At 59.1% G+C, this 22,120-nt stretch carries 18 protein-coding genes and 1 pseudogene; 4 read left to right on the forward strand and 15 right to left on the reverse strand.

Annotated features, from left to right (window positions below; all coding sequences use genetic code 11):
- Nucleotides 1-205 (reverse strand): annotated as a pseudogene (locus tag ACOQOY_RS00475) (DDE-type integrase/transposase/recombinase); the annotation flags it as partial.
- A gap of 113 nt (nucleotides 206-318) precedes the next feature.
- Between ACOQOY_RS00475 and ACOQOY_RS00480 the strand changes: the two are divergent.
- The 3 genes from ACOQOY_RS00480 to ACOQOY_RS00490 are packed head-to-tail and all read left to right on the forward strand — an operon-like array spanning nucleotide 319 to nucleotide 3,513.
- Nucleotides 319-1,200, forward strand: a complete 882-nt coding sequence (locus ACOQOY_RS00480; RefSeq protein WP_420583515.1) for an IS982 family transposase — start codon at nucleotides 319-321, stop codon at nucleotides 1,198-1,200.
- Between the two features lie 25 nt (nucleotides 1,201-1,225).
- Entirely contained in the window at nucleotides 1,226-1,597 is a 372-nt protein-coding gene (locus ACOQOY_RS00485; RefSeq protein WP_420583531.1) for an SMP-30/gluconolactonase/LRE family protein, read from the forward strand.
- Complete coding sequence (locus ACOQOY_RS00490; protein WP_420583532.1) at nucleotides 1,594-3,513, forward strand: beta-galactosidase; 1,920 nt, start codon at nucleotides 1,594-1,596, stop codon at nucleotides 3,511-3,513. Before ACOQOY_RS00485 ends, ACOQOY_RS00490 begins: the two co-directional genes overlap by 4 nt.
- Nucleotides 3,514-3,539: 26 nt before the next feature.
- On the opposite strand, the gene ACOQOY_RS00495 is transcribed toward ACOQOY_RS00490, so the two are convergent.
- The 14 genes from ACOQOY_RS00495 to ACOQOY_RS00560 form a co-directional block, all read right to left on the reverse strand.
- Nucleotides 3,540-4,802, reverse strand: a complete 1,263-nt coding sequence (locus ACOQOY_RS00495) for an ABC transporter permease subunit (protein WP_420583533.1) — start codon at nucleotides 4,800-4,802, stop codon at nucleotides 3,540-3,542.
- Nucleotides 4,799-5,719, reverse strand: coding sequence for an ABC transporter permease (locus tag ACOQOY_RS00500; RefSeq protein ID WP_420583534.1), 921 nt, complete (start codon nucleotides 5,717-5,719; stop codon nucleotides 4,799-4,801). The genes ACOQOY_RS00495 and ACOQOY_RS00500 overlap by 4 nt, the downstream gene beginning before the upstream one ends.
- 12 nt (nucleotides 5,720-5,731) lie before the next feature.
- Nucleotides 5,732-6,844 (reverse strand): ABC transporter ATP-binding protein, encoded by a 1,113-nt coding sequence (locus tag ACOQOY_RS00505; protein ID WP_420583535.1) that lies wholly within the window; start codon nucleotides 6,842-6,844, stop codon nucleotides 5,732-5,734.
- Between the two features lie 118 nt (nucleotides 6,845-6,962).
- On the reverse strand, nucleotides 6,963-8,087 hold the full coding sequence (locus ACOQOY_RS00510; RefSeq protein ID WP_420583536.1) for an extracellular solute-binding protein: 1,125 nt from the start codon (nucleotides 8,085-8,087) through the stop codon (nucleotides 6,963-6,965).
- Between the two features lie 145 nt (nucleotides 8,088-8,232).
- Nucleotides 8,233-10,197, reverse strand: coding sequence for a beta-galactosidase (locus ACOQOY_RS00515; protein ID WP_420583537.1), 1,965 nt, complete (start codon nucleotides 10,195-10,197; stop codon nucleotides 8,233-8,235).
- Complete coding sequence (locus tag ACOQOY_RS00520; protein WP_420583538.1) at nucleotides 10,194-11,837, reverse strand: amino acid ABC transporter permease; 1,644 nt, start codon at nucleotides 11,835-11,837, stop codon at nucleotides 10,194-10,196. The genes ACOQOY_RS00515 and ACOQOY_RS00520 overlap by 4 nt, the downstream gene beginning before the upstream one ends.
- Nucleotides 11,838-11,892: 55 nt before the next feature.
- A complete protein-coding gene (locus ACOQOY_RS00525; protein ID WP_420583539.1) occupies nucleotides 11,893-12,642 on the reverse strand; it encodes a basic amino acid ABC transporter substrate-binding protein in 750 nt (249 codons plus the stop codon).
- A 22-nt stretch (nucleotides 12,643-12,664) separates the two neighbouring features.
- Nucleotides 12,665-13,714: a LacI family DNA-binding transcriptional regulator gene (locus ACOQOY_RS00530; protein WP_420583540.1), complete on the reverse strand. Its 1,050-nt coding sequence runs from the start codon at nucleotides 13,712-13,714 to the stop codon at nucleotides 12,665-12,667.
- On the reverse strand, nucleotides 13,711-14,415 hold the full coding sequence (locus ACOQOY_RS00535; protein WP_420583541.1) for a sugar phosphate isomerase/epimerase family protein: 705 nt from the start codon (nucleotides 14,413-14,415) through the stop codon (nucleotides 13,711-13,713). Before ACOQOY_RS00535 ends, ACOQOY_RS00530 begins: the two co-directional genes overlap by 4 nt.
- 127 nt (nucleotides 14,416-14,542) lie before the next feature.
- On the reverse strand, nucleotides 14,543-15,625 hold the full coding sequence (locus ACOQOY_RS00540) for an ABC transporter ATP-binding protein (RefSeq protein WP_420583542.1): 1,083 nt from the start codon (nucleotides 15,623-15,625) through the stop codon (nucleotides 14,543-14,545).
- A 3-nt stretch (nucleotides 15,626-15,628) separates the two neighbouring features.
- Nucleotides 15,629-17,284, reverse strand: a complete 1,656-nt coding sequence (locus ACOQOY_RS00545) for an alpha-glucosidase (protein WP_420583543.1) — start codon at nucleotides 17,282-17,284, stop codon at nucleotides 15,629-15,631.
- Nucleotides 17,285-17,293: 9 nt separating this feature from the next.
- On the reverse strand, nucleotides 17,294-18,442 hold the full coding sequence (locus ACOQOY_RS00550; RefSeq protein ID WP_420583544.1) for a carbohydrate ABC transporter permease: 1,149 nt from the start codon (nucleotides 18,440-18,442) through the stop codon (nucleotides 17,294-17,296).
- A gap of 3 nt (nucleotides 18,443-18,445) precedes the next feature.
- A complete protein-coding gene (locus ACOQOY_RS00555; protein WP_420583545.1) occupies nucleotides 18,446-19,453 on the reverse strand; it encodes a carbohydrate ABC transporter permease in 1,008 nt (335 codons plus the stop codon).
- Between the two features lie 55 nt (nucleotides 19,454-19,508).
- Nucleotides 19,509-20,867 (reverse strand): ABC transporter substrate-binding protein, encoded by a 1,359-nt coding sequence (locus ACOQOY_RS00560; RefSeq protein WP_420583546.1) that lies wholly within the window; start codon nucleotides 20,865-20,867, stop codon nucleotides 19,509-19,511.
- 220 nt (nucleotides 20,868-21,087) lie between these two features.
- Between ACOQOY_RS00560 and ACOQOY_RS00565 the strand changes: the two genes are divergently transcribed.
- Nucleotides 21,088-22,119, forward strand: coding sequence for a LacI family DNA-binding transcriptional regulator (locus ACOQOY_RS00565; RefSeq protein ID WP_420583547.1), 1,032 nt, complete (start codon nucleotides 21,088-21,090; stop codon nucleotides 22,117-22,119).
- The last annotated feature ends 1 nt before the right edge of the window (nucleotide 22,120 follow it).

The following is a 22,120-nucleotide window of genomic DNA, read 5'->3' on the forward strand; positions in this document are numbered from 1 at the left end:
CACGGGGATCACCAAACACCTCAATCAAACGTTGCAGAAACCGCCGCGCTGCCTTCGCATTGCGGTGTTTCTGGACCAGAATGTCCAGCGTATCCCCGTTTGCATCGACCGCGCGCCACAGCCAATATTTCTGGCCATTGATTGGAATTACGACCTCATCCAGATGCCATTTGTCCTCCGGGCCAGGCCTGTCACGTCTTATACAGTCAACCCCGATTCTGCTTAAGCGAGGGTGAGGGGATTCCCAAATCTGGCGTGGCCTGATTCATTATCCGTAACCGAAACCAACGGATAGGAATGCCCCTCGTGAACACCTCTATCACTGCTTTGTTTTGCTGTATCGATGATTTTGCAAAAACCTTCGAAGATTGGGAAAAGCATCGCCTGATCGACACAGGCCGCCAGCGGCTGCGGTCCGGGAAACTCTCGCTCAGCGAGATGTTGTTCATCATGGTTCTGTTTCACGGCTCAGCTTACAAGGATTTCAAGCATTTCTGGCTTTATGGGGTGGAGATCGAATACCGGGACTGCTTTGGCGATTTGCCAAGCTATGGCCGGTTCGTCACACTGATGCCACGCCTGCTCGTGCCATTTTGCGTGCTGCTGCATTGTTTCCGTGGAGAAGAGACCGGACTCTATTTTGCCGACAGCACCAAGCTGGCGGTTTGCCATAACGCCCGGATCAGCCGCAACAAGGTGTTCAAAGGACTGGCCAAACGCGGGCGTAGCACCATGGGCTGGTTCTTCGGCTTCAAGCTGCACATGGTCATCAATAGCAAGGGCCAAGTTATGGCTGTGAAGATCACAGCCGGAAACACCGATGATCGCAAGCCGTTTGAGGCTATGGTTGCCGAACTGGACGGCAAGATGTTCGCCGACAAAGGCTACATATCAAAAGCGCTTTTTCGGCGTTTGTGGCAGCGCGGCCTGCATCTGATCACCGGCATTCGCCGCAACATGAAAAACTACCTGCTGCCGCTCTTGGACAAGATCCTGCTGCGCAAAAGGTTCATCATCGAAACCCTGTTCGACAAGCTCAAGTCTGGCATGGGATTGGAACACACGCGGCACCGATCACCAACCAATGCCTTCGTTCACGTGCTCTCCTGCGTTGTGGCCTACGTTCTGGCGCAGCCGAAGGTCAAAATGGGGAAAGTTGTCGTCCCAGACGTCATTCGAAGCATTCCCAACGTGACATGACCTTATCCGGAATTCGGGTCAAGTTATGCGCTGGCCGTTGGATCCCGAAACAGGATGGCCCGAAGGGCCAAGCGCGGTGTTTCTGGACCTGCGCGCAGATGATCTGAACCCCGATGGCGCCGTGGTCGATGCCGAAGGCAACGTCTGGATTGCGCAATGGGGCGCAAACCGTGTGGCGACTTATTCCCCGGCAGGAGAATTCCTGACGGCGATACCGTTTGCAGCCGCACATACGTCCTGCCCTGCATTCGGTGGCGATGATCTGACCACACTTTTCTGCACCTCGGCCCGCCAAGGGCTGAGCGCGGAAACACTGTCCGCACAGCCTAGCAATGGCATGACCTTCGCCGCGCCCGCGGCAGGCAAGGGGCAGGCCGAACACAGAGTCCATCTATGACCCCCGAACTTGGCGTTTGCTACTACCCAGAACACTGGCCCGAAGAGATGTGGGCCAAAGACGCCGCCCGCATGGCGGAAACCGGTCTGACATGGGTGCGGATCGGAGAATTTGCCTGGAGCCGGATGGAGCCCGCCCCCGGCGATCTGCGCTTTGATTGGTTGGATCGCGCGATTGAGGTACTGGGGGCTGCGGGGTTGAAGGTCGTGCTTGGCACGCCCACAGCGACGCCGCCGCGTTGGATGCTTGAGAAGCACCCGGATATGTTGGCCGTGGACATGCAGGGGCAGCCGCGAAAGTTTGGTTCGCGCAGGCATTATTGCTTTAGTCATCAGGGGTATATCGAGGAATGCGTTCGCATCGCCCGGATCATGGGCGAACGCTACGGCCGCAATCCGCATGTAGCGGCGTGGCAGATCGACAATGAATACGGATGTCACGATACCACGGTCAGCTACAGCCAACCGGCGTTGGAGGCTTTCCGGCACTGGCTGGCCGATCAGTACGGTACGGTCGACGCGCTGAACGCTGCGTGGGGCAATGTGTTCTGGTCGATGGAGTACGATAGCTTTGATCAGATCGACCTGCCCAACCTGACCGTAACCGAGCCGAACCCCGCGCATGTTCTGGCATTTCGCCGGTTCAGCTCGGATCAGGTGGTGGCCTTCAACACGGCACAGGTCGATGCGCTACGGCCCCTGACCGATGCGCCGTTGCTGCACAATTACATGGGCCGCGTTCTGGATTTCGACCATTTCAAGGTCGGAGAGGATTTGGATATCGCCACATGGGACAGCTATCCGATCGGATTCTTGTCTGACCGGCTTGAAGCTGATGAGGCTCACAAATCCGCGTTTCTGCAACAGGGCGACCCGGACATGCAGGCCTTTCACCACGATCTTTACCGCGCCGTGGGCCGGGGTCGTTGGTGGGTGATGGAACAACAGCCCGGCCCGGTGAACTGGGCGCCCTACAACCCGGCCCCCCTGCCCGGAATGGTGCGTCTGTGGTCGCTTGAGGCGGTGGCACATGGGGCCGAAGTGGTCAGCTATTTCCGCTGGCGGCAAGCTCCGTTTGCGCAGGAACAGATGCACGCCGGGTTACTGACACCTAATGACCGGCCAGCCCCTGCGCTGGCCGAGGCGCGGCAGACCGCGGATGAACTGGCCAGTTTGGGCACCGTCACGCAGACACAGGCTGATGTCGCCATTCTGTTCGACTATGCCTCGGACTGGGCCTGGGCAACACAGCCGCAAGGCGCAGGATTCGACTACTTCCGGCTGGTTTTCTCGGCCTATCGCGCGTTGCGGCGGGCCGGCTTGTCGGTGGATTTCATTTCACCAACCGATGCGGCGGAGGCTGGCTATCAGCTGATCCTCGCTCCGGGACTTTCGACGCTGGATAACGGGATGGAACAACGCCTGACCGAGGGCAGCGAGTTGGCCATACTCGGCCCCCGCAGTGGCGCGATTACGCATGACTTCCAGATTCCCGAAACGGGACGTCCGGGTCTGTCCGGGTTGGACTGCGAGGTCGATCTGGTCGAAACCCTTCCTCCGAACGTCCAACGTGACGTGGTCGGAGGCGGAGCGGCGCTGCACTGGATTGACCGGCTCTCCGGCACGGCTTCGGACCTGCTGACCTACGCAGACGGAACGGCCGCGCTGAAGGGGCAGGATCGTCTGTGGTATCTGTCGGGTTTCCCGGATGACGCTCTCTGGGATCGCGTTGTCGCCATGGCCGCACAGCGGGTCGATCTGAACGTGCATCCGATGCCAGCCGGGCTGCGCCGGCGAGAAACAGATCAGCACGTGTTTCTAATCAACTACAACGCCAAGCCGATTGTTTGGAACGGACACGAGATCGGCGCATGCGACGTCGCCATTCTGGATAGAAACGCGCCCGAAGAGGGGTAACCTCTCTGGGCGCGCCTAAGTTTGCCTTATTGATCGTTTTGCAGGCTGTTGGGATCGAAGGCCCCTCCGAACCCACCGTTGCTGGCCGGTGGTGTTTCGGTGTCCGAGCTTTCCTCTTCCCCGTCACCACCCAGCGTGTTCGGCGCGAAGACGTTGCCAAAGCCGCTGTTGTTTGACGGTTTCGGCGCGGATTGCGCGTCGCCTTGCTCGGCCTCTTCGGCTTCGCGTTGCTTGCGGCGTTCCTCGCGCTGCTTGCGCAGCTCCTGAATGCGCTGTTCGGCCTCCAGTTGCTTTTGCTCGCGCACGTCAGCGATACATTGCGCCGGGTTGTAGGCAGTTGCAGTGCCGACCACGGTGATCGTGGCCACGGCAAAGACAACCAGCAAAACCGCTGCCATGTTGCCCGCAAAGAAGCTGGGCAGTTTGATCTTGCCTGCCAGTTCTTCGACCGTCGCCTTCTTACGTGCCGCTGCGACCAGCTCCTGCCGCTTCAGCTTGGCTTCGTTCAGCAGGGCGAAAAACACGGTCAGCGCCACAATGATGAAGGCCAAAGCCGAAATCGAAGGCGTGATGCCATAACGGACCTTTTGGGCCAGCTCGATTGTCAGCGTCGGGTACTCGCCGAAAGTAAAGGTGGTGGTGTTGTAGTTCTCGAACGAGGCGAGGAACGCCAGCACCGCCGCCGACGCAATCGCCGGGCGCATGAAAGGCAGCAGGATTTTGCGGAACGCCTGTGCATGGGTTGCACCAAGGTCCAACGCCGCCTCGGTCAGCGCCACGTCGTAGCGCTGAAGCCGCGCGACCAGAACCAGCATGCAGTAGCTGGCGATAAAGGTCGACTGGCCGATCACCGTCAGGAAAATCCCGTTCGACAGGAAGCTGTCGGCACCCAGCCCCAGCATCCGGTTGATCCGGTCCCAGAACACCAGCGTCGAGATACCCAGAACCACGCCCGGGATCAGGATCGGCGCGATGATGATCGTGTAGTAAGTCGCGCGCAGCTTGGGCCAGATCTGCGTCAGCATCAACGCGCCCGCCAGACCCATCGCCACCGACAGAACAACCGTCCCGGCCCCGATGATCAGCGAATTCTTGATGCCGTTCAGAATGCGCTGATCCTGAAACAACTCTCCGAACCACTGGAAGGTCAGGCATTCCCACGGGGTCATCCTGGGGAAGGCCGAAGAGTTGAAGGCGGTCACCGACATGATCACCAGTGGACCCAGCAGGTACAGGAAGAAGATGACCAGATAGACCCAGATGCTTATGCGGAGGAAGGAATTATTCATTTCCCGATATCCCCCATGTTCACTTTGAACAGGCGCATCATGGCCAGCACGAACAGGATACAGGTCACCAGCAGCACGATGGCGTAGGCGGCCCCCTGCGGCCAGTCATTGTTGTCGTTGAACTGCTGATAGATCAGCTGCGTAAACCATAGCGACGAAGGTCCGCCCAGAATTTGCGGGGCAGCCAGCGCTCCGGCACTTAGCATGAACACCATCGTACAGCCCGAGCTGATGCCCGGCTTGGCATAGGGAATAACCACCCGCCAGTGAATCCGCCACCACGGCGCACCCAGATCCCGCGCGGCCTCGATCTGGTTTTTGTCCAGACTTTCGATCACGTTATACATCGGGAAGATCATCAGCAGGATGTAGGCATAGCCCAGACCGGCATAGAGCGCGATGTCATTGCGGATGAAATCGAACGGCGTGTCCCAGATGCCCAGACCCACGAACAGAGTGTTCAGAACGCCGGTCTCGCCAAAGATAATCCGCAGGGCAAAAGCGCGCAGGATCTCGTTGATCCAGTAGGGGATGATCAGCATGATCGCGAAAATGCGGATGTGATTGCCCTTGGACTGACCCAGATAATAGGCAATCGGATAGCACAGGATCAGGTTGAAGATCGTCACGCAGACCGCTGCCAGCAACGTCCGGAAAAAGACGCGCAGATCGACCGCGTTATACGCCTGACTGCCGCCCTCGGGGCCGTAGATCAGGTATTTGTAGTTCTCCAGCGTGTAGACGTCCTTAGGTCCGCCGATCTCAGGCGGCGGCAGGTTCGGACGGAATGAGAAGTCCAGCATCGACAGCTGGGGCAGGATGATCAGGCCGATGGTCCAGAACAGGACCAGACCCAGGATCGCCAGCCCCATTCCGGTGCCGTTGCGGTTGAAGAAGTCCTTCAGAAATTGGGGCATCTGCTTAACCCCTTACTCTGCCGCCAACTCACCCGCAGGAACCAGAACCGCGTTGCGGGTCTCGTATTCCAGCGTGATGGTCTGGCCGGTGTGGTCTTCGAAGGATTGGCCCAGGTTCGGCAAGGAAACCTTGATCTCTTTCCCGCCGTCACCTTCGGTGAAGATGTTGAAGACATTGCCCTCGAACTCTTCGTGGTTCACGCGGGCGGTGACAAAATGATCGCCGGTCGCGCCGTCCGCGGCGATGGCAAAAGCTTCGGGGCGGACGAACATCATGGCGTCGTCGCCCTCTTTCATCTTGCCCTGATTGGCCGTCGATATCCGCGCCACAAGATCGCCCGAGCGATTGGTCGCGATCAAAGCCTCGTTGCCCATGACCTGCTTGATCTTGCCACGGAACACGTTGTTTTCACCCACGAATGACGCCGCAAAGGCCGTGTTCGGATCGTTGTAAATGGTCTTGCCATCGGCGATTTGGTCAATCACCCCGGCGCGCATGACGGCGATGTTGTCCGACATGGTCAGCGCCTCACCCTGATCGTGGGTGATGTAGATAAAGGTAATGCCAACGCGCTGTTGAATTTCACGCAATTCGGTCCGCATGTGCTGGCGCAATTTCAGGTCCAGCGCCGACAGAGGCTCGTCCAGCAACAACACATCCGGCTCGGCACACAGCGCACGCGCAATGGCGACCCGCTGACGCTGACCGCCCGAAAGTTCGCTGGGCAACTTGTCGCCCTGTCCCGGCAGCGCGATCATGTCCAGCAGCTCATCCGCGCGTTTGCGGCGTTCGGCGGCGCTGGCGCCTTTGATTTCCATCGAGAAGGTGATGTTCTCCCACACCTTCATCAACGGAAACAGCGCGAGGTTCTGAAAGATCAGCGCCGTGGGGCGTTTGTTCGGCCCGATCCCGCGCATATCGTTGCCGCCGATCAGAACCCGGCCCTCGCTTGGGTCCAGAAACCCGGACACTGCCCGCAGGATCGTCGTCTTGCCACAGCCCGAGGGGCCCAGGAACGAAAAGAAATCGCCCCCGTTGATGTTCACATTCGCGTCCCGCACGGCGACAAAGTCGCCGAAACGGATCCACAGGTTCTCAAGATCTACACCGACCCCTGCACTCATTTTAGGTATCTCCGACAGGTGCGGATGTTGCCCGCACCATAATAGGGACCGTCACGCCAAGACGGCGTACGGGTGGATGGCCCCCCGCGCATAGGCGGAGGGCTGTGCTTCAAAGCGATCAGGCGCTTTTGAATTTGTTGACGAACTCGGTCCGGGTTTCCGCATACCACGGTGCTTCGGCAGGCCACGGGTTGAGGTTGGCCAGCGAGTCGCCCGGATAGGCCTCGGCAAAGTTCTTTTTGTAGGTGTCGCCGGAATACTGGTCGGCACCCAGAACAGGCGAGTTGTAGCCGTGGCTGTCAATCGCAACGCCGGCTGGTTTGGCCTGATAGGCAAAGTCGATGAAGGCGTAGACCTGTTCGGTATTAGCCGCACCCGTGGGCATTGCCATACCGTCAACCCATGCCATCGCACCTTCGACCGGGGCCTGATAGTGCACCGGCTCACCCGCCGATTTCAGGGCCAGCGGCGGGCCGTCCCATGTCTGGCCAACGACCACACCTTCGTTCAGCAGGCCGTTTTTCTGAGTATCCGCATCGTTCCAGATCAGCTTGATCCGGTTCTTACGCTCGATGCACCAATCGGTGATCTGACCCCAGACCTTACGCATGGTCTCTTCATCGCCATATGCGGCCCAGACCGAGCCCGGCTCCATCTCACCGGCACGTTCCATGTACAGACCGGCACCCAGCATCATCGAATGCGCGCGGCCCATAGTCTTGCCTGCGTTTTCCTCGGACCAGACATCGCCGTAAGACGGTGCGTCGCCCTCGGGCAGCCACAGGTCGGTGCGATAAGCGATACCTTCGGTACCCCAGATATGCGGCAGCCAATGCACGCCGCTGTCGCCAAAGTTCCACGCATCAGTGCCAATCGCTGCCATCGCCGGGTTCACCAGATCGATCGGAACCTTGTTCATGTCGAACGGTTGCAGCAGTTCCAGCGGCTCCCACTGAAGCGAGCGGTTGTTGGTGGGCGAGACGATGTCAAAGCCCTGACCTTTGGTCGCCTTCATCTTGTTGATGATTTCTTCGTTCGAACCGATGCCGGTATAGTTCACTTTGATTCCGGTCAGGGTCTCGAACTCTTGCAGGAATGCAGGCGGCAGATAGTCCGACCACATCAGAATGTTGATCTCACCCGAGGATGCCAGCGCGCTTTTACTATAAAGCGGCGCGGCCAGTGCAGCCGCCCCCGCGCCTTTCAGCACCGTGCGCCTGGACAGGTTTTTCCGTTCAGCCATGTTCTTTTCTCCCGTTGTTGAACTGTGCTCGTTTTTTTTGTTTTTTGACGCCAGACTTTTGCGTTCCGACGACTAGCCCAAAAGTGACAGTTTTCAGTTTTCATAGGTCCAGTTTGAATCGGCGCAGATTTTGGTGCCACGCACGTTACGAATCAAACCAGACACACACACCATAGGGCGGCACAATCGGCCCACCAATAAGATACTTCAATGGCTTATCGGTTGGCAGAGGTTTTTCGGCCGCTCCAAAGTTGAACGCAAACGCCAAATCCCCGCGACGTGTAACCCGCAAATCGGCATCACTTTCAACGGTCGGCAGCCCCGCCCATGATAGCGTTTCAACCAGAACGGCGTGTAACAAACCCGCACGTGGCAGCATTGCAAGATATGTCGCTTTGTCGGTTCTGGCGATTGCGGGGCTGGCATCCCGATACATGCTGGAAAAGCGGCCGATTATGTCGCCAGTGGTCTCGATAACCTCGCGCCATCCGGTGAAACCATACTCGGACCCGTCCGGCATCCGCACCGTTTCCTGCGCCAGTTCGGGCAGGGATTCGACCCGCAGAACTTTGACACCTGCAAGATCCGCCAGCTCTCCGGGTGCCAGGTTTGGCGGAGTGTGCAGGTCGCTGGTCTTACTGCCCGCGCGCGCGCCGATCAGCAATTTGGCCGGACTGTCCCTCAGTCGCGCGGCCAATTCGGGCGAGACGATCATGCTTTGCGGCAGAGCGATCAAAACGTAACCGTCCAGATCATCTTCCGGCCCGACGAAATCCAGATCGACACCCAGCGCACGCAGCCCGGCATACCATTCGCGGACGATCTGCGCGTTTGGAAACGCGTCGTCATGCGGCAGGATATCCGCGGCCCAGAGGGATTCGTAGTCCAACAACATGGCCACTTTCGCCCGCGTCCGCGTCGCCTGAGGCAGAGCCGCGCGTTCGGATGCGACCTGCGCCAGCTCGAGCCCGGCCTGATCTACGCTTCCGTCTGACCGCAGCAACGCTGTGTGGTACTGCTCTTGCGCGAATTTGGCTTGCCGCCAGCGGAAGAACATCACCGCCTGAGCGCCGTGGGCATAGGCAGCCCAGGTCCAAAGACGCACCATCCCGTCCGCCGGTGAGGGGTTTTTCTCGGCCCAGTCCACAGGACCCGGTTGCTGTTCCAGCACCCACATGCGGCCACGGCCCTGAGATCGGTAGAGATCACAGTGAAAGCCCTGATAGTCCGGCGCGCCGGTCCGCAGGTAGCGGTGCTTTTCCGGCTCAGACAGGGTCGAGCCCAACAGGTTGCCCAGCGGGTAACTGTCGAACCCGACAATATCCAGATCGGCGGCCACGGCGTGGTGATCGAACTCGAAACTCCCCGCCATGAAGTTGTGGGTGATGTCCCGACCCGGCGAGAATTCACGCAGCACATCCACCTGCGCGCGGTTGAACAGACGCACCCGATCCGAGGAATAGCGCGCAAAATCCAGCGCATGGGTCGGGTTCGGGCTTGCCACCAGACCGTTGGGCAATTCGATCTGGTCAAAGCTGGAATAGAGCGAGCCCCAGAACACCGCACCCCAGGTTTTGTTCAGGGTTTCAATCGACTCATACCGTTCCGCCAGCCAGCGCCGGAACCCGTCCCGTGCGGCGTCAGAATAGCTGAGCACAGTATCGTGGTCGTTATATTCATTGTCGATCTGCCAGGCGTGAACATATGGGTTCTGGCCGTATCGGCGCGCATATTCGGTGGCGATCCGATGGGCCTCGGCCAGATAGATCTCACTGGAAAAACAGTAGTGTCTGCGGGACCCAAAGCCCCGCACGCGACCGTCCGGGCCGACCGGCAGGATCTCGGGGTGTTCATCAATCAACCATTTCGGCGGCGCGGCCGAGGGTGTGGACATCATCACCCGCAAACCGGCCTCGCCCAAAATGTCGATTATTTCATCCAGCCAGTCCCAGTGAAAAACCCCGCGCTCCGGCTCAATCAGCCCCCAGGTGAATTCGGCGATGCGCACCCAATCCAGCCCCATCTCAACCATGCGCCGCGCGTCTTCACGCCAGAGCGACCGGTCCCATTGTTCGGGGTAGTAGCAGACCCCCAGCTCCAGTTTGCTCATCGGTCTTCCCGTGCCGTGCGGCGTTCGATCCATTTCAGGAAGCTGGCGCAGCCCAGCGTGATCACGACATAAAGGATCGCAGCCGTGTTGAATGGCGCGAAAGGCAGGAAGCTGGCCGCCTGAAATTCGCGCATCCGCTGGGTCATGTCGCGAACCGACAGGATCGACAGCAGTGAGGTGTCCTTGATCATTGCGATGAACTCGTTGCCCAAGGGCGGCGTCACGATCCGCAGTGCCTGCGGAAGGATGATCAGCCGGGCAGTTTGCCAACGCGACAGACCCAGTGAGCCTCCGGCCTCAATCTGGCCCCTCGGAATGGCTTCGATCCCGGACCGGAAAATTTCGGCCATATAGGCAGAGTATCCGACGGAAATAGCAATGATCCCGCGCGTCATATTGGTCATGTCGATGCCGCCGCCGGTGGCATCCTTTACCGCACCCGCCAAAGGAAGGCCGATATAGAGGATGATCACCAGCATCGGAATGCCGCGGATCGTATCCACAAAGAACTCTGCCCCTACAGCCAGCGGGTGCAGTTTGTGTTGCGCGCCGCCCACTGTGAGGGTCAACAGCAAAAAGCCGAACACGGCAAAGGCCAAAGCCGGGTTGCGATATTTGTCGGGCAGAAACTGCGTCTGCCAGATCACCGGATAGCCCTTGGTATTGGTGCCAACCGGAACAAATGCACCCGACACGCTATCCACCGTTTCAATCTGCTCAACTGCGCTGGCTGCGTCGGGGGCGCTGCGGATGCGGTATTGCTGGTCTTCCCCGTCTTGGAACTCGCCAAACCGGATCACATCCGCCTGTGCCTGCGGCGTCCCGCGCACAATGGCGATGCGCGCGTCTAGCGTTCCGATGAGCTCATATTTTACCTGCGGCTGCATGAAAAAGAATGCTGATACAGCCAGCAAAGCAAGGCTGATACAGCCGTAAACAACCGTCGTCCGCGCTTTGGGTTTAAACGATTGCAGCCCGACCCAGATCAGACCCAGAATAGCGGCGAAGATATAGGCGAAGATCGCCGCGCGGAAGGTGATTGCCACACCGGTGGCGAACTGCCAATGCGCCATGAACATAAGATAGAACAGGGCTGCTCCGGTCAGGATCTCGAACCCAAGTTGGGCATATCCGCGCGCCCGGATCGGCAGCCGCGCTGACAGCAGGATGCCCGCAATGACCAGCGCATAGACAAGCAGCAGCACCTGAAGGCCGGTTTGCACCTGCCCGACCACCTCCGGGAACAGCACCCATGTTTGCGAAGACCGGTCGATCAGGGTTGAGGTGTTCTCGCTGAGCGCGTGAAAGAAGACCGACTCGGCGAAGGGCATAAGCACCTGAGGTGCAACAAAACCCAGAACCGCCAGCCCCAAAGCCGCCGGCAACGCGGCCAGCGCCGAGAGACGCACCCACGCGGGCGCTGTCGGAAACCGCGCGTTGCGGGCGCAGAGATAGCCCAGAATGGCCGCCACCAGAACCAGCAGAAATCCGACAAATATCGGACCTGCATTATTCCCGATCCCCAAAATCGCAATCAGCGAGCGCAGGTATTTCGAAGATGTCGCAAACAGGTAGATGATGAATGGGGCCGCAGCGAGCAAAACAAGATTGCTCGGGCGGATCGAGCTGAGACGCGTCATGGGACCTCACAACGTTCGGATGGCCCGGCACCGTCAGGCACCGGACCGGACTGGGTTATTCAGTGCCCCAATATTTGGCGACAAGCTTGTCCAACGTGCCGTCGGCCTTGATCGCCGCCAGCCCTTCGTTGATTGCGTCAACCGTGGCGTCGCCTTCCTGAAACACGATGCCCAGCGGGTCGGATTGCAGGCCGGTGATGCCAACCGTCAGCTCTCCGGCAAATTCCTGTTCGTAAGCAGCAGCCGAGGTGCCGTCGATAATAACGCCCTGCACATCTGCGTTCTGAAGCGCCAGAATGGCGGCCGAGAAATTATCATACAGGCTGACATTCTCGCGCCCGACCAGTTCTTCGGCCAGTTGTGCATTGGTGGTGCCGGTCTGCGCCGCCAGTTTCTGACCGCCTGCCTTGAAATCTTCCAGCGTCATGCTGGCATTGTCGACCTGCAACAGGATGGCCTGACTGACCACGATGTAGGGTTCCGAAAAATCCATCGTTTCTTCCCGTTCCGGCGTGATGGAAACGCCCGAAATCACCAGATCGAACTCACCCTGCTGAAGCGCGGCAAAGATACCATCCCATGCGGTGTTGACGAAATTCGGGACGCAATTGACCTGATCGCAGATCGCATTCATCACGTCCACGTCGAAGCCCACGATCTCACCCGTGGCCTCATCGACGGTTTCCATCGGCGGATACGTGGCGTCAGTTCCGATTTTCAGAACGCGCCCGTCCAGATCGGCAGCAAACGCGGCCGGCGCGGCCAATGCGGCAAGGGCCGCTGCGGCAAATAAGTTCTTGAACATCTCCGGTTACTCCTCTGTTGGTTCAGGTTGTGGGCGCCGTTTGCGGCGCAGGGGTGTCAGGTTGCCGCTCGATAAGTGTGGCCCTGATCTTTTTCTGGGTCTCGGACGGGTCGGCCCCGTCCAAAGCTTTCAACATGTATTCGCCCAGCAGACGGCTGGTGTCCTCAATCGGCACGTAATAGGTGCTGGGCGGCGGCACGAAATAGCGGCTGAGTTGCAGATCGTCGGTCGAGATCACCACCAATTCCCTGCCGATCTGAACACCCGATTTGTGGGCGGCAGACAGAACACCCAGCGTCATCGCCTCGTTTGCGCAGATGACGGCTGTGGGGCGACCGCGCAATTTCATCAGCGCCTCCAGGCAATTCTGACCGGTGCGCGCAGTGGTGGGGCCATTGAAGATCAAAGCCGGGTCTGGCTTCAGCCCAGCCTCGGTCAACGCCTGCGTATACCCCTGTTCACGCTGAGTTGCGTAAATCAACTGGGCCGGAGGGTTCACGAGCGCGATGCGCCGATGCCCCAACTGCACCAGCCGCGCTGTCGCGTCGAAAGCCGCCGCCTGACTGTCGATATCTACGTAAGCATGGGGCGTTTTGCTGTTGCTCATCCCCATGGTCACAAATGGAAACCCATGTTGCTGTAAGAACGCGATGCGCGGGTCATCGTGCAACGTGCCAGAAAAGATCGCTCCGTCGGCCAACCCGTCTTGTACGATCCGGGCCAGTGTCGTCATAGCATCGGACAGATCAGCCACGTTGAACACGCTCATCTCATAGCGCGAGTCATGCAGGGCGGCGGATATCCCGGCCAGAATGCGGGTGAATTCTACCCCCTCCCATTCCTCAGACGCCTCGGTCGAGACGCTGACCAAAACAGCAATGCGATAAGATTTGTTAGTGCGCAGCTTCAGCCCGTCCATGTTGACGCGATAACCAAGTCTGGCTGCGGCGGCCTGAATCTCTTGCCGGGTTTCTTCCCGCACGGATGCGGCCCCGCGCAGCGCGTTTGAGACGGTGCCGACCGAATAGCCGGTTTCGCGGGCAACCGATTTGATCGTTGCGCGCGCCATCATGGGACCTCGACCGACAGGTGTTGCGTCAGGAACGCCCGTCCAACCCGTAGGGTTTCGGCATGGTCAAACGTTTCGTCATGCTCCACGAACAGGTCCGAACAAGGGCTTTCGCTCAGAACCCCCAACACGCTGGGCCAGTCCACCACACCCTGGCCCAGATTGCGCCAGCGCGCGTCGCCCTGTTGGCTTGGGTCCGCGTCCTTGGCATGGACCGAGACGATCCGATCCGCATAGCGCCGCAGCAACGCCGCCGGGTCCGGCACGGAAACCGCCAGCCAGCCGATATCCGGCTGCCAGTGCAAATCTTGGTGCGACAGGATAACGTCCAGCGCGGTCATTCTACCCAGATCCACCAGATCAAAATCGTGGTTGTGGAAGGCCAGTCGGATGCCCTGCGCCGCCAGTTGATCGGCCCATTCGGCCAACTGTTCCGCAATCGCGCGCCATCCATTGATCGTATCGGGGCGCTTATCAGGGGATAGCCACGGCATCACGGTGACTTCGCAGCTGAGCCGACGCAACAGGCGCGGGATTTCATCGAACCGGGCCTCAAACTCTTCCCAGTCGAAATGCGCAGACCGCACTGTCAGGCCAGAGTCCGCGATCTGCCGCGCCATTTCCTGCGGGGGCAGATCATGGAATCCAATCGTCTCAATATCGCTGAAGCCGCAGGCTCGAGCCAGATCAAGCTGGGCTGTCAAATCTCCCACCTGCCGCACGGTATATAGCTGTGCCGATATCCTCATTTCCGGGCGCCGTCACCTATTGAAACGTTTCAATATGGTGAAACAGTGGCCCCCGACTTGTCAAGCGCCCGTCCCGGACGGGCTATTTTCGCATAGAAATCCCTTGGTGAAACAGGTGTACCTTGGCGGGGTCGGCCGTCACAGCAACCGTCTGTCCGCGCATATTTCGGTGTACGCCAGGCAGTTTGGCAACAACGGAGTCGGCACCCTGCGCCGCCGCGAAGTAAAGCAATGTGACCTCACCCAAGGCTTCGGTGAAATCCACAACCCCTTCCAGAATCGGGTCGCTGTCGGCGGGTTGGAAATCCTCGGGACGAACGCCAATATTCACTTGTTTGCCCTCATCCGCCGCATCTGTTGCAATGCCGGACACGGCTGTGCCGCCGCCATCCAGCTTTACCACCGTCTGCGCGCCGGTTTGCGTGATGATCCCGGGCAACAGGTTCATCGCGGGCGAGCCGATGAACTGCGCGACAAACTCGTTGTCAGGTGTCTCGTACAGCTCAAGCGGCGTACCGACTTGCGCGATGCCCTTGTTGGCCAGAACCACGATCCGGCTGGCCAGCGTCATTGCCTCGACCTGATCATGGGTGACGTAGATCATCGTGCTGTCGGGCATCGCCTCTTTCAGGCGCGCAATCTCGATCCGTGTGGCTACGCGCAACGCCGCGTCGAGGTTTGAGAGCGGCTCGTCAAACAGATAAACCTTTGGGTCGCGCACGATGGCGCGGCCAATGGCAACCCGCTGACGTTGCCCACCAGACAGGGCCTTGGGCAAACGGTCCAGATACGGTTCCAATTGCAGAATTTTGGCGGCGCGATCGACCGCAGCATCAACCTCGGCAGCAGGCAGTTTGGCGATCTTCAGCGCAAAGGCCATGTTCTCACGCACGGTCATATGGGGATAGAGCGCATAGCTCTGAAACACCATTGCGATCCCCCGCTGCGCCGGTGGCACGTCATTCATGACCTGCCCTTCGATCTCAAGCGTACCGCCCGAGATTTTCTCAAGCCCCGCAATCATGCGCAGCAAGGTGGACTTACCGCAGCCCGACGGCCCGACAAAGACGATCAGCTCGCCTCGTTCAATGTCCAAATTGATGTTCTTGAGAACATCTACGTTGCCATAGGTTTTGGCTACGTCAGTGAGGTTGAGTTCCGACATGACCTACCCCTTGTCCTGCGCCAACAAACAGAATTGAGCAGCGCCGAGGGTCATTTTCCCCGCCCCGTCGACGCTGCCCAACTCCTCCCCGATAACCTGCCAGTTACCGTCCGGAATGGTGATTTCGGCCGCCTCTGACCCAAGATTGAAGGCGCAGAACACTTGTTCAGCCGCGTCTTCGCGCAGGAAGGACAGGATCGGCCCCGATTGCGCCATATCCGTTTGCGCCCCAGACATCAGAGCAGGATGTGCGCGGCGCAAGGCGATAGCGCGGCGATAGTGATGCAGCATCGAGGCTTCGTCCTGCTCCAACCGATCCACAGCACGTTCGGATTGTGCGGCGCTGACCGGCAACCACGGACGTCCGGTGCTAAAGCCCGATTGCTCATCCTGCGCCGCCCAGACCATCGGCGTGCGGCAACCATCGCGGCCTTTGAACTCGGGCCAGAATTCGATGCCGTAAGGGTCCTGCAAGTCCTCATAGGCCACGTCTGCTTCGGGCAGGCCCAATTCCTCGCCCTGATACAGGCAGGCCGAGCCGCGCAGGCACATCATCAGCACCGCGTGCTGACGGGTGGCCGCATCGCTCAGACCCCAGCGCGACGCGTGGCGTGGGACGTCATGGTTGGAAAACGCCCAGCACGGCCACGCATCGCCCGCCTTGGCCTCAAGTTGGTCGAAGACGTGCTTGGTGTAAGATGCCGTCAGCGCCCGCTTTTCGAGGAACTCGAACGCATAACACATGTGCATGCGCTTATCACCGGTGGTGTATTCGCCCATGATTTCAAGTCCACGCTGCGCATCGCCGACCTCGCCCAGACAGGCGCGGCCTTCGTATTCGTCGGTCAGGGCGCGCAGCCGTTCGAGGAAGGCGATATTCTCGGGCTGGCTTTTCGAGAACAGGTGATCCTGATGGTTATACGGGTTCACCTGGGGCGCGATGGAGGCATTGCGCTGATCCAGCGGCAGCGCCGGGTTGTCGCGCAGCTGCTTGTCGTGAAAATAGAAGTTGATCGTGTCCAGACGGAACCCATCGACCCCCAAATCCAGCCAGAACCGCGCCACATCCAGCAGCGCGTCCTGCACGTCTGGGCAATGGAAGTTCAGGTCTGGCTGAGACGTCAGGAAGTTGTGCAGGTAATATTGCTGGCGCCGCGAATCCCATTGCCAGGCCGAGCCACCAAAGATCGACAGCCAGTTATTCGGCGGCGTACCGTCCGGCTTGGCATCGGACCAAACATACCAGTCGGATTTCGCATTTTCCCGGCTTGCACGGCTTTCGCTGAACCACGGATGCTGATCCGAGGTATGCGACAGAACGAGGTCGATCATAACCCTCAGACCCAGCGCATGGGCCTGATCCAGCATCGCCTTGAAATCCTCCATCGTGCCGAACATCGGATCGACATCGCAATAATCGCTGACGTCATAGCCGAAATCCTTCATCGGAGACTTGAAGAACGGCGAAATCCAGATCGCATCCACCCCCAGCGAGGCGATATAGCCTAGCCGTTGCGTGATGCCCTTCAGATCTCCGATCCCGTCGCCATTGCTGTCCTGAAAGCTGCGCGGATAGATCTGATAGATCACCCCGCCCCGCCACCAGTCGGCGGCTGCTTTGGTTGCTTTTGTAAGTTCTACGGTGTTCTGCACGTTCATCAAACGCCTCTATTTGACAGATCCGGCCAACAGGCCCCGGACCAGGTATTTTTGCATTGCGAAGAAAACCACGAGCGGCACGAAGATCGACACAAAGGCCGCAGTGGCGAGAATTTCCCAGTTGCCACCGCGTGTCCCCAACAACTCGACGATGCGGTTGGTCATCACGGTGGTCTGGCCGGTGGCGTCGATCAGGAACACCTTGGCCACGAGCAGATCGTTCCATGTCCACAGGAACTGGAAGATCGCAAAGGACGCTAGTGCTGGAAAGCTGAGCGGCAGGATCAGCTTGGTGAAAATCTGGAACTCGGTCGCGCCGTCGACTCGGGCGTTCTCGATCAGGTCACGCGGCAGCCCGGCCATGTAATTGCGCAGCAGATAGATCGCCAGAGGCATCCCGAACCCGGTATGGGCCAGCCAGACCCCTAGATAGCCTTTGCCAATGCCAATATTCAGGTGAAACTTCAGCAACGGGATCAGCGCCAGTTGCAGCGGCACAACCAGCAGGCCCACCACCGCGGCGATTAGTAAGGCGCGGCCCGGAAACTCCATCCAAGCCAGCGCATAGGCCGCGAAGGCCGCAACGAGGATCGGAATGATCGTCGCCGGGATCGTCACCGTCAGCGTGTTAAAAAACGCCTTAGCCATGCTGTCCGTACTGCTTTGGTCCAGCAGCACTTTCTGGTAGTTCTCAAACGTGAATTCGGGTGGCAATTCGGCGGTGACAAAGATGCGCGGACCGCGATTGCCGGTGAATTCCTCCGAATTCTCCATCCGGTAATTGCCGTCCGCGTCCACGGTGACCGTGCCGCCCCGTCGCAGCTCAGCCGTATCACCGGGGGTAAAGGCGTCCACATCACGTGCGCTAATACCCCAGCTCGAAATCTTCGCCTGTTCGTCTGCGCCAAAAAGCTGTCCTTCGATCACGTAAACCCCGTTCTCAAGCACCTGCGTGTCCGGCGCGGCGGCACGCAGGGTCAGGGTCTGTTCCGAAGGGAATATCGACCGCCACCACCCGCTGGATGAGATCTGATCCGCCGTGCGGAAGGATGAAATCAGCAAGCCCAGCGTCGGGATCACCCAAAGCGCTACAAGGAAGATGACCGACAGGTGCACAACCCATCTGAGCGCCGGTTTGGTTCCTGCAATATCGCTCATGGCCTACTCCATTTCCTTGCGCGCATTGCGCACGTTCCAGATCAGGATCGGCGTCACCAGCAGCATGATCACCATGGCCGAGGCCGACCCCACCCCCCAGTCATTGGCGCGGAACAGTTTGTCGTACATGTAGTTGGCCAGAACCTGCGTCTCCCACTGGCCATTGGTCATGGCAAAGACGATGTCGAACACCTTGAGCACGGTGATGGTGATCGTGGTCCAGACCACCAGAATGGTCGTCTTGATCTGCGGGACCTTGATCTTAAAGAAAATCTGGAACGGATTTGCGCCGTCCAGAATGGCGGCCTCGATGGTTTCCTCGGGGATGCCGCGCAGGGCTGCGGACAGGATCACCATGGCAAAGCCGGTTTGAATCCAGACCAGCACGATCATCAGAAAGAACGAATTCCAGAACGGCACGGTCAGCCAAGTCTGCGGCTCGGCCCCGCCGAAAAAGATATAGAGCGCGTTCAGAATGCCGATCTGATCCTGTTCCGCCGGGCGCGCATCATAGACCAGCTTCCAGATCACCGAGGCGCCGACGAAGGAGATCGCCATCGGCATAAAGATCAGCGATTTGGCGAAATTGCCCCAGCGGATGCGGTCAGTCAGCTGCGCCACGAGCAGGCCGAACCCGGTGGACATCGCGGGCACCACGATCAGCCAGAACATGTTGTTGCGCATGGCTTCCCAGAATTTCGGCTCGGCCGCCATTTGAGTGTAATTGTCCAGCCCAACCCATTTATACCCGCCGCCGGGCATGCGCTCCGTGAGTGACAGGCGCAAGGTCTCAATAACCGGATAGGCCAGGTACAGCCCCAACGCAGCCAGCGCGGGGAACAGGAACAGCCAAGGGCGGATGATATTCGCCCGATTGATATTGCGCCCTGCGTTCGGCCCACGCGGCGGGAACAGGACTTTGTCCAGAAACTGGTTGGAAAGGTAGAAGTAGCCCACACAACCCGACACACCGATGACGATGGTCAGCAGGCCCTGAAGTGCCGGTGTCATGACGCCCTCTTTCGCTGAGCAACAGGGGCGGCGCAGTGGCCGCCCCGTGCCTTAGTTACTTCGCAGCATCCCACGAGGACTGGATCTCACCAGCCACGGTCGCGGCATCTTTGGCACCCGACGAATAGTCGACCATGCCGGTCCAGAAGGTGCCTGCGCCCACCGCGCCCGGCATCAGGTCGGACCCGTCAAAGCGGAAGGTGGTGGCGTTGGTCAGAATCTCGCCCTGACCGCGCTGCGTGTCATTGGCGTAGTTCTCGGCATTGGCCCCCAGATGCGGGGTCAGAAAGCCGTCCTGCGACATCATGATCTCATGCGCGAATGGGGTTTTCAGGAACTCCATGAATGCCTCAGCCGCCGGGTTGGGATTGGTGACGGTGAACAAAGTGCCTGCACCCAAAACCGGGGTTCCCAGATCCTTCTCGGAGTAAGCCGGGAAGTAGAAGAAATCGGCATCCACACCCAGCTCGGTCCCTTCAGGGAAATAGGCCGGGATGAACGAGGCCTGACGGTGCATCATGCAGGCCGGCGGGCTGTCGAACAGACCCTTTGGGCTGTCGCGGAAGTCAATCGCGGCGGTGTCATCCGCGTCGCCAACGACGTAATCATCATTGCGGGTAAAGCTGCCATATTCCTCGATCGCAGCGATGACACGCGGATCATCGAACTTCATCTCGTTCGATACCCACTGGTCGTAGACCTCTGGCGGCTGTGTGCGCAGCATCAGGTCTTCGACCCAGTCGGTCGCTGGCCAGCCGGTGGCCCCACCGGATGCCAGACCCACGCACAGAGGCGTTTCGCCGTCCTCGACCATCTGGTCCATCAGCGCCTTGAAATCTTCCATGGTGGTCGGGACTTCATAGCCGAAATCCTCGAAATTCTCGGGGATGTACCAGACCAGAGACTTGACGTTCACATTGAAGAAGAAGCCGTAGAACTCCTTGGCCCCTTCGGCATTTTCAAACGTCCCCAGATCAACCCAGGACTGACCGGCGGCGAAATTGTCCTTGATCCAGTCCGCCGACCCATCGGCCAAAGGCGTCAGATACCCGTTCTTCGCCATATTCGCGGCCAGGCCCGGCTGCGGGAACACAGTCAGGTTCGGGGCCGACCCGGCTGCGGCGTCGATCAGGATTTGCTGTTCCAGTGAATCCGATCCGACATAGCTGGAATTCGCGCCGGTGGCCTCGTCAAAATAGGCCACCAGATTTTCAAAGGATTTACCCTCACCCGCCAGCCACGGTCCGAAAATGGTCAGGCTTTCACCGCTCAGGTCATGCGCTTCCGAGAACGCCTGAAACCCGTCCCAGTCAAAGCTGCCCTCACCAACGGAATGCAGCAGATCGCCCTCGGCCTGAACCGACCCGGCCAGCAGAGCGAACGCAGCCGCACCTGCATATAGCGAGTGTTTCATGAATAATCCTCCCAACAGTATCTTGCGACTTTGAAGTTCAATTTTCAAAGCGCTTTGGATGGATGGTTTTATCCGTCAACATTTAGATTCTGTCAAGAATTGGATTACAGATGCCCACATTATTAATATTCCCTGCAAGTTTGGGAAATTCTGTTGACGCACGGGAAAAATCTTCACAAAACAGAACATGTCAAAATCTTTGAAGGCGCTTTGAATACATATGAACCTGAAGCAACTCTCAGAAATCCTCGGGCTTTCGCAGACGACGGTCAGCCGTGCGCTGAACGGGTATCCCGAGGTGAACGAGGATACGCGCACCCGGGTTCAGGCCGCCGCCGCCAAGCACGGGTATCGCCCGAACAGTCGCGCCAAGGGGCTGGCGACAGGGCGCTCGATGGTCATCGGGCATGTCATTCCCAGCTCGTCACAGCATGAGATGGTAAACCCGATCTTTGGCGATTTTGTCGCCGGTGCTGCGCGGACATATGGCGCGCATGGGTACGACATGATGTTCACCAACGCCGAGGACATCTCGATCGAAAAGGCCTATCGCAGCCTGTTTCAACGCGGCGCGGTAGACGGTGTGGTCTTGCAGGGCCCAAAGGTCAACGAACCCCGGATCGAAGTGCTGACCCGAATGGATGTGCCATTCATCGTTCATGGCCGTTCGACCGGGGCCGAGGGGCCTTATGACTGGATCGACGTGAACAACAAAAGCTCGTTCCTGCGCGCCACGCGGTTTTTGCTCGACTTGGGACATAGGCGTATCGCGCTGATCAACGGGCTAGAGGATATGGACTTTGCCCAGCGACGGCGCGCCGGGTATCTTGAGGCATTGCACGAGGCCGGCCTGACCCCAGACCCCAATCTGATGCGCAGCGCCGAGATGACCGAGGTCTATGGCCATCATGAAGCGCGCGACATGTTGCAGCTGGACGATCCGCCGACGGCCATTTTGGTCTCGTCGATGATCTCAGCCATCGGTGTCCGTCGGGCTTTGAATGAGGCGGGTTTGAAGATGGGCAAGGACGTGTCCGTTATCGCCCATGATGACGACCTGTCTTACCTGAAAAACGGACAAGATGTGCCGATCTTCACCGCCACCCGGTCCTCAGTCCGTCAGGCGGGAGAATTGGCCGCGGAAATGCTGATCGAGCGCATCAAATCGCCGGAAGACCCGGTAAAAACTAGATTGCTGGAGGCCGAACTGGTAGTTGGCGGCTCAACCGGCCCCGGCCCCAACAGGTTCTGAC

The organism is Ruegeria sp., assembly GCF_965221235.1.
Classification (GTDB): Bacteria; Pseudomonadota; Alphaproteobacteria; order Rhodobacterales; family Rhodobacteraceae; genus Ruegeria.